Source organism: Anaeromassilibacillus senegalensis, assembly GCF_001261775.1.
In the GTDB taxonomy this organism is placed as follows: domain Bacteria; phylum Bacillota; class Clostridia; order Oscillospirales; family Acutalibacteraceae; genus Anaeromassilibacillus; species Anaeromassilibacillus senegalensis.
Window position 1 is genome coordinate 622461 of the sequence record NZ_LN868537.1, and the last position, 14714, is coordinate 637174.

14 protein-coding genes are annotated in these 14714 nt (G+C 49.7%); 3 read left to right on the top strand and 11 right to left on the bottom strand.

The annotated features are described in order from the left end of the window. Nucleotides 1-68: 68 nt before the first annotated feature. The 10 genes from BN2106_RS08645 to BN2106_RS08690 all read right to left on the bottom strand — a co-directional run bounded on the left by BN2106_RS08645 (nt 69) and on the right by BN2106_RS08690 (nt 10277). The gene (locus BN2106_RS08645) at nt 69-2051 is read right to left on the bottom strand and encodes a bifunctional 4-hydroxy-3-methylbut-2-enyl diphosphate reductase/30S ribosomal protein S1 (protein WP_050698147.1); all 1983 of its coding nucleotides are present in this window, start codon (nt 2049-2051) and stop codon (nt 69-71) included. Nucleotides 2052-2087: 36 nt separating this feature from the next. Next, a complete protein-coding gene (locus BN2106_RS08650; protein ID WP_050698148.1) occupies nt 2088-2699 on the bottom strand; it encodes a lysophospholipid acyltransferase family protein in 612 nt (203 codons plus the stop codon). 17 nt (nt 2700-2716) lie between these two features. After that, nucleotides 2717-3370 (bottom strand): lysophospholipid acyltransferase family protein, encoded by a 654-nt coding sequence (locus tag BN2106_RS08655; RefSeq protein ID WP_050698149.1) that lies wholly within the window; start codon nt 3368-3370, stop codon nt 2717-2719. Nucleotides 3371-3423: 53 nt separating this feature from the next. Then, the gene (gene cmk / locus BN2106_RS08660) at nt 3424-4089 is read right to left on the bottom strand and encodes a (d)CMP kinase (RefSeq protein WP_050698150.1); all 666 of its coding nucleotides are present in this window, start codon (nt 4087-4089) and stop codon (nt 3424-3426) included. Then, complete coding sequence (locus BN2106_RS08665; RefSeq protein ID WP_050698151.1) at nt 4090-5364, bottom strand: BaiN/RdsA family NAD(P)/FAD-dependent oxidoreductase; 1275 nt, start codon at nt 5362-5364, stop codon at nt 4090-4092. Then, complete coding sequence (locus tag BN2106_RS08670; protein WP_050698152.1) at nt 5324-6208, bottom strand: MurR/RpiR family transcriptional regulator; 885 nt, start codon at nt 6206-6208, stop codon at nt 5324-5326. Before BN2106_RS08670 ends, BN2106_RS08665 begins: the two co-directional genes overlap by 41 nt. A gap of 168 nt (nt 6209-6376) precedes the next feature. Then, complete coding sequence (locus BN2106_RS08675) at nt 6377-6919, bottom strand: hypothetical protein (RefSeq protein WP_242846283.1); 543 nt, start codon at nt 6917-6919, stop codon at nt 6377-6379. Then, on the bottom strand, nt 6916-7527 hold the full coding sequence (locus BN2106_RS08680; RefSeq protein WP_050698154.1) for a J domain-containing protein: 612 nt from the start codon (nt 7525-7527) through the stop codon (nt 6916-6918). Before BN2106_RS08680 ends, BN2106_RS08675 begins: the two co-directional genes overlap by 4 nt. Continuing rightward, the gene (locus BN2106_RS08685; protein WP_050698155.1) at nt 7511-8413 is read right to left on the bottom strand and encodes a DUF5685 family protein; all 903 of its coding nucleotides are present in this window, start codon (nt 8411-8413) and stop codon (nt 7511-7513) included. The genes BN2106_RS08680 and BN2106_RS08685 overlap by 17 nt, the downstream gene beginning before the upstream one ends. Before the next feature lie 205 nt (nt 8414-8618). After that, nucleotides 8619-10277 carry an extracellular solute-binding protein gene (locus BN2106_RS08690; protein ID WP_050698156.1) on the bottom strand — a complete coding sequence of 553 codons (1659 nt, stop codon included), beginning with the start codon at nt 10275-10277 and terminating at the stop codon, nt 8619-8621. A 197-nt stretch (nt 10278-10474) separates the two neighbouring features. On the opposite strand from BN2106_RS08690, the gene BN2106_RS08695 reads away from it, so the two are divergent. After that, on the top strand, nt 10475-11752 hold the full coding sequence (locus BN2106_RS08695) for a response regulator transcription factor (RefSeq protein WP_050698157.1): 1278 nt from the start codon (nt 10475-10477) through the stop codon (nt 11750-11752). A 3-nt stretch (nt 11753-11755) separates the two neighbouring features. Then, nucleotides 11756-13480, top strand: coding sequence for a sensor histidine kinase (locus BN2106_RS08700; protein ID WP_050698158.1), 1725 nt, complete (start codon nt 11756-11758; stop codon nt 13478-13480). On the opposite strand, the gene BN2106_RS08705 is transcribed toward BN2106_RS08700, so the two are convergent. Beyond that, a complete protein-coding gene (locus BN2106_RS08705) occupies nt 13466-14182 on the bottom strand; it encodes a GNAT family N-acetyltransferase (RefSeq protein WP_050698159.1) in 717 nt (238 codons plus the stop codon). The genes BN2106_RS08700 and BN2106_RS08705 overlap by 15 nt on opposite strands. Nucleotides 14183-14334: 152 nt before the next feature. Here BN2106_RS08705 and BN2106_RS08710 point away from each other — a divergent pair, with 152 nt between their 5' ends. Continuing rightward, complete coding sequence (locus tag BN2106_RS08710) at nt 14335-14574, top strand: heavy-metal-associated domain-containing protein (RefSeq protein ID WP_050698160.1); 240 nt, start codon at nt 14335-14337, stop codon at nt 14572-14574. The last annotated feature ends 140 nt before the right edge of the window (nt 14575-14714 follow it).

Below are 14714 nucleotides of genomic sequence, written 5' to 3' on the forward strand. Positions count from 1 at the left end.
CTGTCTATTTCCAATATCTAAATAAAAAAGGCGCGGAGAAAACTCTCCGCGCCCTAATACTCAAAAATTTATTCTGCGTCAGCCGCTTCTTCTTCAACAGGAGCAACTTCCTCTTCCACCGGCTCAAGCAGAGCACGGATAGACAGGCTGACACGCTTTTTATCAAAGTCGATGTCGGTAATCTTGGCCTTTACGACCTCACCGACCTTCAGGACATCCTGCGGCTTCTCAATTCTGTGGTCCGCGATCTGGGAAATATGAATCAGACCGTCGATACCCGGAATAATTCTGGCAAACGCACCGAAGGTGGTCATTCCAACAACAGTAACATCTGCAACCGTGCCGGTCGGATAGTCGCGCTTGAGGATCTCCCACGGATTGTCCTCCGCGCGCTTGAAGCCAAGGGAAATTTTACCCTTTTCGCTGTCAAGGCCCTTAATATAGACGTTCACGGTATCACCAACATTGACAACCTCGCTCGGATGCTTGATTCTGCCCCAGGAAAGTTCAGAAATATGGATCATACCGTCAATGCCGCCCAAGTCGACAAATGCGCCGTAAGCAGTCAGAGACTTTACAACGCCGGTATATTCCTTACCTTCTTCCGCGATCTCCCAGAACTTGTCCGCCAAAGCCTTGCGCTCGTCCTTGAGGACGGAACGGATGGAACCGACCGCGCGTCTGCGGTTGCGGTTTACTTCGATGATGCGGAATTTAACTTCCTTCTTCAGCAGATCCTCCAGCGGGTCGTTGCGGGATGCGGTTGCCTGAGATGCCGGGATAAATACGCGTACGCCATTAGAAACGGCAATTACGCCGCCCTTGATGACTTCTGTAACAACACCAGTCAGGATCTCCTCGTTTTCCTCTGCCGCGGCGATGGTTTCCCAGCCCTTTGCAGCATCAAGGCGTTTCTTGGAGAGCATGATGGTGCCTTCCTGATCATTGGTGCGCATGATCAGAAGATCCATTTCGTCGCCAATCTTAACCAGATCCTCCGGCTTTACGTTCGGATCGGCAGACAACTCGGCGACCGGAATGAAACCAGCCTGTTTTCTTCCAACGTCTACATAGACCTCGTTGGGAGCAATGCCGACAACCACACCGTGTACCTTCTCATCTGTATTTAAACTTTTGAGGGACTCTTCAAGCATCTCCTCAAAGCTCGTATCGGCACTCTCCGTTGAATTCGCACCCGCGTTTTCAATAAATTCTGACATGGTAACTAGTACCTCCTTTATTATGCTCGCCGGCGTTGAGGCGCCGGCTGTAATGCCAACGGAAGCGGCTCCCTTCAGAGCCGGCAGCGGAAGCTCGTCCGCCGTTTCGATGAGATATGTAGTGCAGTTCTGCCTACAAACATCGCGGAGTTTTGCTGTGTTGGAACTTTGCCTGCCGCCGATGACGATCATCGCATCGCAATGCTCGGACAATTCGGCCGCTTCAGATTGACGCTTTGCAGTAGCATTACATATTGTATCAAAAATTGTGGCATTTGTATATACCCTTTTTATGATTTCCAAACAATTTTCCCACTCTGATACGCTAAAAGTTGTTTGCGCGACAATTAAAACCGGTTTTTGGTTCAAATGTGGAATATTACTTGTCAGCTGTTCCAATTCTACGGCGTCTTTAAATATATAACAGTCGCCGCAATAGCCGCGGATTCCCTCCACTTCCGGGTGGTTTTTGTCGCCCGCAATCAGGACAATTTTCCCCTCAGCCGAAGCTTTTGAAACCAGCGTATGAATTTTTTTGACAAAGGGGCAGGTCGCGTCCGCACATTTTAGTTGCCGTGTCTGAATTTCATCCAACACGCTTTGCGGTACGCCGTGAGATCGGATTACCAGCGTCGCATCAGAGGGCGCTTCCTCCGGCGATTCCACAATTTGTACACCTTTAGCATGAAGCTCCTGCAGGGTCTGCGGATTATGGATGATGGGGCCAAGCGTACATACCTTTTCCCCTTTTTCCAGCAGATCATGCACCATATGAACGGCGCGGTTTACGCCAAAACAAAACCCAGCAGATTTTGCAACTGTAATTTCCAAATGCTTTCTCCTCTCCCCGATGGCAACCCTTTTATTTTACTCTGCCGTGTCCCTTTTATCCAGCAGCAGATTGATCTTTTCCGCAAGCAGGCCGGAAGCCTCCCGTACACCTTTTAAAGACCCGTCCGGCAGGTTTAATCCTTCAAACGGAATCAACTTCCCAAAGCGCACTACAATGCGTTTAAACGGCTTCACCAAGCCTTCGCAGTAAATACAAGCGGGCAAAATGGGGGCTTTTGCCTTTGCCGCCACCAGGACGGCGCCTGCCTTCGGGCGGAACGGGGAATTATCAAACACACAATGTCCCTGCGGAAAAATCCCCACCACACCGTGATCCTGCAAGATTTGTACCGCCGTGCGGACAGATTCCGCGTCCCCTTTGTCCCGCATAACGGGAAACGCACCCAAACGGTACAAAAGCCATTTAACAAAACTTCCGTGATCTGTAAACAATTCCGATTTGGCCATATAGCGAATTTGTCTTTTGACCGGAAGCGCCAGAAAAAAAGGGTCGATCACCGACCGGTGGTTACTGCAAATGATAAAAGGACCTTCCGAAGGAATATTCTCTATTCCTTCAAAGCGAAGGCGGTAAAGCAGCCTGCCCAGCGGAGACAGCGCTTTTTTCCAAAATTGATAGGCAGTCACCGGCATCCTCCCTTTGTTTATGTGATATGTTCCGACAGGGATTCCTCCTGCCCAAGCTCCTGCAGATCGCGCTCGCGGAGCTCACGTATTTTTCCCATGACCAACCGGCTGGCGTTGCGAAATTCCAGTCCGGTTCCGTTTTCAACGCCAAGTTCCTCCGGCTGGATCAGCTCTCCAAAGGAAACAACCGCCTTGTGAAACAGGCGGGTCTTCTTGCTTCCAACCGGTGTGATACAGGCGGGCAGAATGGGCGCATGATTGTTACAGGCAAGCATGACAGCTCCTGCTTTCGGCTGTCCAAATTCCCCGTCCTTGGAGCGGGTTCCTTCAATGAATATTCCAAGCGCACAGCCTTCCTGCAAAAGCTCGGAGGCGCTGTCAATGGCATGAACGTCTCCTTTGCCTCGATGAACAGGGAACGCACCCAACGCGCGCAGGAGCCATCCAAGGGGTTTTATGTCAAACAGTTCCGCTTTCGACATGAAAAAAATCTGTCTGTGCTGTGTAAAAGCCAGACGAAGAGGGTCTGAATTGGCCAAATGGTTACAGCAGACAATGACTTTCCCCTCTTTTGGAAAACGCTCCTGATTTTTTACACGGTAGGGAACAAAAGGCGTTACGATCCATTGCGCCGCAGCTTTGGCAAACGCGTAAAGCGGCGTTCGTTTCATAGGCTAACCACCGTTCTCCGGAAATATCCGGTATCTTTTGAAAATGAAGCGTCTCATGCCAGCTTTTGCCGGATCAGGTCCAGCAGGCGGGCGATGGTTTGTTCCGGGGCCAAGCCCGTGCTGTCCACCAAAACCGCATCCTGTGCGGGAACAAGCGGCGCGATCGCACGATGCGAGTCGTTGTAATCGCGTATCTTCAGTTCCTCCAGTACCTGCGTAAAATCCGCGGCCTGACCTTTTCCCAGCAGCTCTTGATAGCGGCGTGCGGCCCGCTCCTCCGGAGAAGCCGTCAAAAAAATTTTAACCTGCGCATCCGGCAAGACAACGGTACCGATGTCCCTTCCGTCCATGACGACGTTGTTTTTCCGCGCCATATCCTGCTGCAGGCCAAAGAGAAATTCCCGCACCTTGGGGACAGCCGATACATTTGAGGCCGCCAAAGAAATTTCCGGCGCGCGAATGGCATCGGACACGTCTTCGCCGCAGAGCAATACCCGCTGTTCGTCGCCTCGAAATGCCAACGACACCTCAATTTCCAAAAGATGGGATGCAACCGCTTCTGCGTCTGTGGTTGCAATTCCTTTACGGACCATATACAGGCCGATGGCGCGGTAAAGCGCCCCTGTATCCACATAAATAAAGCCGAGCTCTTTTGCCACTTTTCGGGCCATTGTGCTTTTTCCAGCCCCGCCCGGGCCATCGATCGCAATTGCAATCATTTACATATCCTCCAGTGTCATCGAATTGGCCGCCAGCCGCCCCGTGCAGAACGCGATCTGCAGGTTAAAGCCGCCGGTATATGCGTCCACATCCATCACTTCCCCGGCGAAATACAACCCTTTTACCAGCTTGGATTCCATGGTTTTCGGATTGATCTCTTTTACATGGACGCCGCCTGCCGTAACGATCGCTTCTTCAATCGGACGGAAGGCTTTTATGGTAAATCGAAACTGCTTCAACAGCTCTGCAAATGCCAAACGCTCTTCCCTTGTGATCTGGTTGCATTTTTTCTCCGCCGCAATCCCGGAGCGTTTGACTGCTACAGGAACCATTTTATTGGGAAGCAACGCCGACAGAGAGTTGATAAAGTCCCGGTTTTTATTTGCTTCCAGGTCGCGTTGGAGCCGTAGGTCCAGCTGCTCCCGGCTCAGCGCCGGTTTCATATCGATTGAGATGCGATAACGGCCGGGCGCCATCTCCCGCATGTGGGCGCTGGCGCTTAGAATCATCGGGCCGGAAACGCCGAAGTGCGTAAACAGCATCTCCCCGAAATCGCGGTAGATTTCTTTCTTCTTTTTGGTGTCCCAAACGGAAAGCGCAACGTTTTTCAGGGAAAGGCCCATCATTTCCGCGCTGTCCTTTTCCTCCGTCACCAATGGCGCCAAGGAAGGACGCAGCGGAACGATCGTATGCCCTGCCTGCTTCGCCAATTGATAACCGTCCCCCGTGGAGCCCGTTCCGGGATAGGAAGCCCCTCCGCAGGCAACCAAAACATTGGGTGCAAAAATTGCTTCCCCGTTTTGCAGCTCTGCCCCCTGCATACAGCCGTCTCTTACAATCAACTTCTTTGCCTGCCCTGTTAAGAAGCGGACGCCATGTTTTTTGGCATACCGCACCAGCGTATCCACAACGTCTACCGCGCGATCCGACTTTGGAAATACCCGGTTTCCCCGCTCCGTTTTGAGCGGCAAACCTTCCCCTTCAAAAAAGGCCATCACCTCGGATGGCGGAAACGCCGAAGCCGCGCTGTATAAAAAGCGCCCATTCGAGGGTGTTGATGCGATCAGCTCCTGTACCTCGCAATCATTCGTCAAATTGCAACGGCCTTTTCCTGTAATCATCAACTTACGGCCCGGCCGCGCGTTCTTTTCCACCAGGCAGACGCGCAGGCCGTTTTGCGCCGCCGTTCCTGCCGCCAAAAGACCGGCCGCGCCGCCGCCGATCACCAGCACATCATACGGATGGTTCACTTTTATGTTCATCCACCTTTTCATAGACTCCATATTCATCCCAAATGTCTTCCAGTCGTTTAAAGACCGTTTTAACCTCATTGGATTTCTTCAGTGCAATGGTCACAATCAGCGCATTGATCAGGCTGAGCGGCGCGCAAAGGGAATCTACAATAGACGCTATATCGCTGCGCGCCAGCAGCAGATAATCCGCCGCCTCCGCCAGAGGAGAAAGCGCACTGTCAGTGATTGCAACCACCTTGGCGCCGCGTTTGCGGGCAAAATCCATTGCCTTTACCGCTTTGCGGGAATACCGCGGAAAGCTGATGCCGATAACCACATCATTTTCATCAATACGGATCATTTGTTCAAAAATCTCCCCTTCGCTGGTCGCCTGCACCAGAAGGACATTTTCAAACAGAAGATGCAGGTAGTAAGACAGGAAGGTTGCCAGCGCCAAAGAACTGCGTGCGCCCAGTACATAAATCTTTCTTGCACCCGCAATGGCGTCTGCGGCCCTATAGAAGTTCTCATGAGAAGTCTCTTCCATGGTCCGGCGGATGATCTCCATATCCTGACTGAAAATGGAATCCAGAATATCATTTTCCCCGATGCGGTTTGCCGTGACTTCCATTCTCTGTACGGAAGTCAGTTTATTCCGGATCATTTCCTGCATGGCGCGCTGCAGTTCCGGATATCCTGAATAACCAATCTCCATGGCAAAGCGCACCACCGTGGATTCGCTTACGCCGACCGTAGCGCCCAACCGCGCCGCCGTCATAAACGCCACCTTGTCGTAATGCTCCATGATATACTTGGCTATCAGGCGCTGTCCCTTTGAAAAGCTGGACATATTATTCTGAATTCTGACCGTTAGTAAATTATTCATCTTAAACCCATTCTCCACACGATATTGGTCTACGTTGTATTCCCGGCCGAGCCCCGTATGGAAGATCCAGCCGGCATCTTATCTGCATAGTAAAATAGTGGATCCTCCCTCCAAAAGGCGAGGGCGGTTCCACTATATATTAAGTCCTAAAGTTTGAAAAATCAAGTTTTATTTCAGCCGCAGCCACTTGCGAATAAACGGGTGCAGCCGCTTCCAATAGATGAGAATTCCACAGGAAATACAATAATCGTATAGAAAAAATACGACGTTGCCGACCAGCAAAAATACCCATGGCAGATACAGGCCAAATAACGTAAAGCTTTCCGCAGGGACTCCCAATAGATGGAGGGCGAGCCAGAACTCCAAAATCATGGAGAGATTAAACACAGCCAGCTTTGCCAGCCATCCCAGATATTTCTTTTTCATCTGCTCCAGATTCGCCTTTATAATTGGATAATAACCAAAGAAAAGCACGAATATGGCGACCGCTTCTTTATCGACCACGACCAAAACGGAGAGCAGCGACGCCGCAATATAAACGGACCAGGCCCAGCTCTTTCCAATCTCCAATACAGCGATTACCGTAAGCGCGCCCCCGATTGCCGGCAGCGTATAGGAGGCGATTGGGATCAGATTGGTGAGAAACATGCCGGCGGTTGCAAGCGCGGTGAGCATGCCGCACAGGGCCAGCTTCATACTGTTGTTTTTCAACAGCATCCACCGCCTAAACAGTCACAGCAGCAGTCGGCACAGATCAGCGTGGAGCAAACGTCGCAGGGACTGCAGCCCACATAAGGACGCGTGTGAGGGTTATACCCGCCGAACATGCCGTTCCTCTGGTTGACCGCCTGATTCAACGCCGCACGGTATTCCGCATTGCCCGGGTCCATCTGGCAGGCTTTGGAAAAATCGTTGTAGGCTTCCTCCAGCCATCCCCGCTTATATAAAACGGTGCCCTTTAAAAAGTACCATTCCGCGTTACGGCCTTCCATCAGGACGCCGTCCAGAATCTGCTCCGCATCCGCGATCCGGCCGGACATGATCAGGTTCCGCACATCGCTGAACTCGCTGTTCGCACTGGCATAGGACGTATACCCGCCCGGCTGCGCATATCCGCCTGCGGCCCTGTTTTTCCGCTGTGCCATTACAGCGTCATAAGCTTCGTTGACTTCCTTCATTTTTTCGTTGGCAAGGTCCGCGATGGGACTGCCCGAATAGTTGTCCGGGTGATATTTTTTGGCCAGCGCACGGTAAGCATTTTTCACTTCCTCGTCTGTCGCGTTTGGAGATACGCCAAGAATCTTATACGGATCCGACATTCTCTTCTTTCTCCTTCTTAAACAGGATTTCTTTTTGCATATCCGGCAAGCCCTGAAGCACAACATTGGTAACAATCGAGCCGAACTGATGGAACTCCATGATATTGACAGCCGCGACCAATTGAGAAAGGGTTGCATTCAAAAGTTGGTTGGCATAAGCCTTTGCATCCTGTATGAATTCTTCCGTGGTATTTTCGTCAAACTGATATTTTATAATAAAGGGATTAAAAGCGCCTTCTTTCAGGTCTTTCTCCAGATCATCCGCCGCATCTATAATATAGACCCAACGGCCCAAAAAATACCCCGCCTGCCGTACAACACGGTCCTTGGGGCTGAGTTCCGGAGCAGAAAGTCCATAAGCAAACACCTGTTCCATCATCTTGGCGGTAGGCTCTGCATAAAAATCGACGCTCTGTCCTGTATTCTGCTCTGCAGCCGCTTGCTCCACCATTGCCAGGGCGACAATACGGTCCAGCTCCGGAAATTCTTTTTCCGCTTTCCTGCGCGCTGCCGCGGCAAACGGCAGGAGCAGATAGGAACGGATGCGTTTTCCAAAACGGTTGTCCACAATATCGTCGCGAATTTTTTGATACACCAGGATGACGGACAACGCCGCGGCCAGGCGTAATTCTTCTTCTCCGCCTGTACAATAAGAGCATTTTTTCAATGGGTTGACCACACAGTGCCCTTGCTGAAAGCCCGGGCAGCGATCCTTCAGCGACATCAGCGCCAGGGCGTAAAACGTGCAGTCATAGCTGAGGGTCATCCGGGAGAACCAGCCGTAGCTTTTTCCCAGCTGTTTGCACAGGGAACAATATACGCCTTTATATTGTTCATATTCCCGCACCAGCAACTCTGCCTTTTGGGGTCTGATATAACCAAACACGCGGGCACCACCTCACGGGATTGCTCCTACGGCCTGCGCCTGTTCGTATGCAAACCCTTTATATTGACTATACAGTATTCTACTATATTCCATACGGCTATTTAATTAACAATATGTAAACTTTTGCGCTTGCAGACCCGATACAAAGCCACAGGAGACCCTTTGCCCTCTCATCTGTTTCCTTTTAAGAATGTACATGCAAGCTTTATTCATATATTTGCCGAAGTTCTTCCGTGATTTGTGAACCGCCTGTTTGGTTCCACTGGTCAGCAAAATCGTCAAATGCATCGATGGGCTGTTCGCCCGTCACAATTTTCAAAAGGACCGTTTGCTCCAGATTTTTCAGGTCCGGCCAATGCGTTCGCATGAAATCCGTTTCCCGCACAAAGATGGGCGTGATTTTCCGCACCGGGGTCTGCATAAGAAGATTGTAAGCTTCCACCCTCGATTTATATGTCTGCCAGTCATAAGGATTCGGTGCCTTGCCCTTTTCAATTGCGTCCAGATAGGAGCAGACAGAGCGGTAGTTGGATGTTTCCCCCGCGCTGAGAGATTCCAGCGATGTCTCTCCCTTCAACGCCTTTTGTATGGAAGCACCGGATCTGACAAACGCGTCATCATATCCAATGTGCATATTTAAAAGCATGCCGTCTTGATTCAAAGCGGAGGTGAACTCCGGCGCTTTGTCCCGGACATAGTCGAATTGTACGCTTGCCAGCTTCACCGCGATCTCCGGATGTGCAAATCCTTTGCGCACCACAATAAAGCTGCTGTTTGGATTTCCAGCAAACATTGTGACCGCTCCGTCTTCATTTTTGGGGACAAGATACGGCGTCCAATCTGCTTCCGGATTTTTCCGCAGACTGTCCAGCAGCAGTTCACTGCTCCAATAGTTACCGAAAAAGGAGCCGCTGATTCCTTTGGCCAACAAATTTTGACAGTCCTCTTCCGTACGCAGCATAAATTTTGGATCAAGCAAGCTTTCCCGATACAGCCCGGCCACACGTTCCAGTGCCGGTTTCATTTCCTGCTGAACGGAGCCGTACACGATTTCCCCGGAGTTTGCCCGAAACCACTGTTTGGGAAAGGCGCCATAAAGCGTAAAGATCGCATTCAGCATATAGACACCGGAGGAATCCCCTGCAATTTGCGGACTGCACAGAAGGCCGACCGTTTGGCCCGGTCCGTTATTTCCCGGGTCATCCACAACAAAGCGGCGCAGAATTTCTTCAATATCTTCCATGGTCTGCGGTTCTTCCAGCCCCAGCTTTTCCATCCAATCCTTCCGCAGCCATAAATAGCCCGGGCCGTGCGACATTTCCGTTGTGGGCAGCGCCATAAGCTTTCCATCAAAAATGGCGCCATTTAAACACCGGCCTCCATAAGAATCGTATATCTCCTGAATGCGCGGGCTGGCGCAGGTTTCGTAAGCTTCCGTTAAATCCGCGATGAGATCTTCTTCATAAAGCTGGTAGAGCTGCTGGGCGTTGACCGTCATGATATCCGGAAGATCGCCGCTTGCAATCGACATGGATACCTTTTGCCGGAAGTCCTCTTCACTGCGCACGTCAAATGCATTGCAAAAACGGATATTTAAAAAATCCTGCAAAAAAAGCGAATAGGTATAAACCTGTTCCTGAATGGCCTGTTCCTCCGGGTAGCCTCTGCTTTTTCTGCCGATCGTGCAAAGAACGGGCTCCGGGTATTTGCCAAAAGGCGTCGTCTGCGCCTCTTCCCAGGAAACCGCCTGCTGGTAAATCCCTGTGGGTTTTATCGGCGCCTCTTCCACGGAAGGAGCTGTACAGGCAGATAAAAAACACAACAGGCCCGCCAGCATCACGGATCCCCACCTTTTCTTTTTCATGTTTTTCCCTTCCATCTATTCAAAATCAAATCTTACTTATAAAATCATTATAGAAAATCCGACGGATAATTTGTAATAGTTAAATGAATTTTTATGTCATACATTTAATTTTTCATATAACATTTAAAAATCTGTTCTGATGCGGTATCGTTTTATCAAGACTGGTTCTGCAACGTATTTTAAAGGAGGAACGGCATATGCTGCACATGTTGATTGCCGACGATGAACGGGAGGAACGGGAAGGCATTCAGTTCCTGCTTGATAAATATCATTTTGAGGTGGTGACAGCCCATGCGGCGAACGGTAAAGCGGCATTGGAATATCTTCGTGAACATCCAGTGGATATTCTCTTTACCGATGTGCGCATGCCGTTCATGGATGGACTCGCTTTGTCCCGGGAGGGACTTCGTTTACAGCCAAAGATGCGCGTAATTTTATTCAGCGGGTTCAGTGAATTCGAGTATGCCCAAACGGCACTTTCATTGGGCGTGAGCCATTATATTTTAAAGCCTATCCGGATCGAGGAATTTTGCAGTGTGATGGAACAGGTGGTTCAGGAAATACAGAAAACTCGTGCGGAGGAGGAGCGAAGCCTCCGGCAACTTGCCTACGTCAGGGAACATCTATTGTATTCTCTGGTGAACGGAATACCGATGGAAGCGCTGGCAGCCAAAGCCGGTGCGTTTTTTGATCTGTCTTTTTTGGAAGCGTATCACAAGATATTGCTACTGGAATTCCAAAGGGACTTTTTTGAGCATGCAGGCGTTTCCTTTAAGAAAGAGTTTCTTTCACGTATGGACGTTTCTGCGGATTACATTAATTTAAATCCCCGCCAGAGCCTGTTGCTTTTTCCGGGAGATGTTTCGCAAACAAATTGGCGGCAATTGGCCCAAAACCTGTACGACTTTGTCCAGCAATCGTCTGATAAGGTATGTTATATTGCCGTCAGCAGCACCTTTTCCGGGGCCGGCAAGATCTCACAGGTGTTGGACCAACTGGATCAGCTGATAGAAAATCGTTTTCTTATTCCCCATACCTATTTGTTTTTTCAGGAAAGCCTAGCGGAAGACATCCCGGCTGTCCGGCCGGATGAAACCGAATCGCAGGATAGCGGAACGGGATTCACCTCAAAGGAATTGCATCCCGGTTCCACGCCACACAGCTATGTGGAAACGGTAAAAAACTACATCAGGGAGCATTACAAGGAGGAACTGGACTTGGAAAACCTCTCAAATATGGTTTACCTGACACCGCGCTATTTAAGTCACATATTCAAAAAGGAAACTGGATATGGGATCAATAAATACATAAAGGCGATGCGTATGGAAAAAGCAAAGGAATTGTTGGAAAACACACACATGAAAATTGTTTCCATCTGCACCGCAGTCGGTTACAGCAACGTATCGTATTTTATTCAAAGCTTTCGCGAGTACTTTGGAAAGAGTCCTGAAAAATTCCGGAAAAAGGATGCGTAAACCATGAAATCCATCTTGGGTATATTTAAGGACCTCAAGTTTCGTAAAAAGATTCTGTTGAGTTATCTGCTGGTCAGTATCGTCCCGATATCCATTCTGGGGATTTTCTGTTACCAACAGACAACGGCGCTTCTGCTTTCTCAGGAGAAAACGAACCTGCAAACCTCTTTACAGCAGGCCTGTGGGGCAATTAACAATCAGTTGGAGATCTACAACAGTCTTTCCGATTATCTGGCGTTTGACGCTGATCTTATGGAAGCGGCGAATCGTACCTACAACAGCTATCTGGAGCTTTACGATGTATATACAAACACCATCACGCCGACGTTTCTGGCAATGAAAAATCTGCACGATGGCGTAGACCACATCACACTCTATTCCGGGACCAATGTAGAACCGCACGGCGACATGGTCCTCCCTATTGCAGAAATTCATGACGAGCCCTGGTTTGACCAGGCAATGGATTCCGCGAGAATCAATTGGTTCTGCGACGAAACGGCGCAAACCGTTTTTTCCGCGCGGAGAATCCCGGGGCTTGCCGACGGAAAAGAGAGTAAAAAAAATCTCCTCTGTATTGCCCTGAATTACGACACGCTGTTCCAATCCTGCCAGGAGTTGTTACAGAATCAATGCGGCATTTATCTTGTGGATGCAGAACAGACAGTCCTGTTCCAGCAATACAACTCCGACGAAGAACCGCCCGCGGTCTCGCTTCTGCAAAACGGCGAAGGATCTGTTTCCTGGAAGCAAACCGAATACGCGATGATCCGCGCGGACATTCCAGCTTGCGGCTGGCAGGCAATTTTATACAAGCCGACTCATCTGATCACGGACGCGGCCTCCCCCATCGTCTTAACGGTGCTCTGCATGATCTGCATCTGTTTGGTGGTAATTCTCCTCATGGGCGGACTGCTTTCCCGCGCGGTGGTCAGCCGCATTGAAAAGCTGAGAAAAAACATGCAGCAGGTAGTGGAAACCGGAAACATGACCGTTTTTGTAAACAGCCGCTCCAGAGACGAGGTTGGCGACCTGATCCGCAGTTTTCAGAAGATGATTGCCCGGATCAACTTGCTGATCAACGAAGTCTACAAAGAAAAACTCGCACAGAAGGAAGCCGAACTGAAGGCCCTGCAGGCGCAGATCAATCCGCATTTTTTGTATAACTGCCTGTCTTTAATCAATTGGAGGGCCATCCGCTCGGATGCCGCGGATATCAGCGAAATTGCGCAACTGCTGTCGTCCTTTTACCGGACAACCTTGAATAAAGGCAAAAATTTGACATCTGTTGAAAATGAATTGCGCAATATCCGTTCCTATCTGGATATCCAACTGATCATGCACAGCCATCAATTTATCGTACACTATGAAATAGACGACCGGATTTATCCTTACACGATGCTGAACCTGCTGTTGCAGCCGCTGGTAGAGAATGCGGTCATACACGGAATCGACCAAAAGCCCGGGGGTACAGGGTGCATCCGCATCGTTGGAAGGCAAGAAAAAAACGCCATCATCTTTCAGGTGGAAGATAATGGCGTCGGTATGGATGCCGCGGTGGTTTCCCATCTTCTGGAAAAAGATACCGGCGGATACGGCCTGAGAAATGTTCAGGAGCGTATTCAGCTTTATTACGGCAAGGAGTACGGTCTTTTCATTCAGAGTGCGCCAAACTGCGGCACAACCATTACATTAACCATTCCGGCGCGGACAGACTCACTCGGGTCTTGAAGTCATCCAAAACAAAGGCTGTTCCGCAATGGAAAAGCCCAAACTTTTCTGCAAAGAAAACGAAGCGGCGTTTCCCTCTATAATTTGTCCAAACGGCGTCCAGCCCTTGTCGAGCATAATGTTAACCATGTGTGCCTCCAACGCCATACCGATTCCCCGGCGGCGATATTCCGGAAGCACTTCCAGCAGGCCTATGGAACCCTCTTCATGGATGCCGATAAAACCCGCCAATTCTTTTCCAAGGAACGCACCGTACATCACGCCGGATTCCAGACGGCCCAACAAATACTGATCCTCCTGAATCATATGGTACTGCGCTTTAACCGCAGAGAGAAAGGTATTATCCAGCTGTTCGATTTTAATGCCAGTCCGCTCTAGCGAAATCCGTTGTTCTTTGCAATACACGGCCTGATAGCAATCTGGGCCGATGTACAAACGGGATTGCTCTGCCAGCTCCTTTGCATAAAATTTTTGATGGCATTCAATCAATTCCGCATTTCTGATCAACGGAAGCATTTTTTCGGCGGCCACCTCCCGCGCGGCGCTGACCATATAGGTGCCGGACGGCTGATCCAGCAAAAGAACGCCGTCTTGATCGACATACAAAAGCGCTGCACGGCCGCGCCGGATGCTTTCCAGCATGTCCATATGCAGCAGCAAATCAGATTCTAAATAAGATATTGCCTGTTCCTGATCCTTCATATTGGATATCTCCTTTTTCATCGCTTGCTATATGCTACCATATTCACCACCAATTCGCAACGTTCACGCTGTTTTTATAAAAAGTTCTTTGCCCTTTATTGCATTTCATAACAGCCGCATTCCTGGAAATCCTAATGGCGAGGTGATGAGTAATGCCACAGGAAAGCGCAAATTTTATTGTTGAGAATATCCACGGCAAGCACGACCTGAAAGAAGTCAAACGAGAGCTTGACCAGCTGCATGGCGTCCATTCCGTCAGCGTCAACACACAGCACAATCTGGTATGCGTCGATTACGACAGTTCGGGCACCTCATACGATGAAATCGAAAACCGCCTGAACAAAGCCGGATATGAAATTGCTGCCGACGCAAGTCAAATCAACACAAGATAACATTCTGCACGCTCTGTTTTTTGCGTTCTTTTCACTTCTCTTTTGTCTTAAAAAAGAAACGGATAAAAGAATTTCTGCACATGTTTGCAAGGACGTTCTGTTTTTACAAAAATACAGAACGTCCTTCTGTATTTTAATCG

Coding starts and splice junctions, on each gene's coding strand:
- BN2106_RS08710 (WP_050698160.1), top strand. CDS start 14,335: ATGCCACAGGAAAGCGCAAATTTTATTGTTGAGAATATCCACGGCAAG.
- BN2106_RS08680 (WP_050698154.1), bottom strand. CDS start 7,527: ATGTCGGATCCGTATAAGATTCTTGGCGTATCTCCAAACGCGACAGAC.
- BN2106_RS08695 (WP_050698157.1), top strand. CDS start 10,475: ATGCTGCACATGTTGATTGCCGACGATGAACGGGAGGAACGGGAAGGC.
- BN2106_RS08705 (WP_050698159.1), bottom strand. CDS start 14,182: ATGAAGGATCAGGAACAGGCAATATCTTATTTAGAATCTGATTTGCTG.
- BN2106_RS08690 (WP_050698156.1), bottom strand. CDS start 10,277: ATGAAAAAGAAAAGGTGGGGATCCGTGATGCTGGCGGGCCTGTTGTGT.
- BN2106_RS08655 (WP_050698149.1), bottom strand. CDS start 3,370: ATGAAACGAACGCCGCTTTACGCGTTTGCCAAAGCTGCGGCGCAATGG.
- BN2106_RS08700 (WP_050698158.1), top strand. CDS start 11,756: ATGAAATCCATCTTGGGTATATTTAAGGACCTCAAGTTTCGTAAAAAG.
- BN2106_RS08665 (WP_050698151.1), bottom strand. CDS start 5,364: ATGAAAAGGTGGATGAACATAAAAGTGAACCATCCGTATGATGTGCTG.
- cmk (WP_050698150.1), bottom strand. CDS start 4,089: ATGATTGCAATTGCGATCGATGGCCCGGGCGGGGCTGGAAAAAGCACA.
- BN2106_RS08670 (WP_050698152.1), bottom strand. CDS start 6,208: ATGAATAATTTACTAACGGTCAGAATTCAGAATAATATGTCCAGCTTT.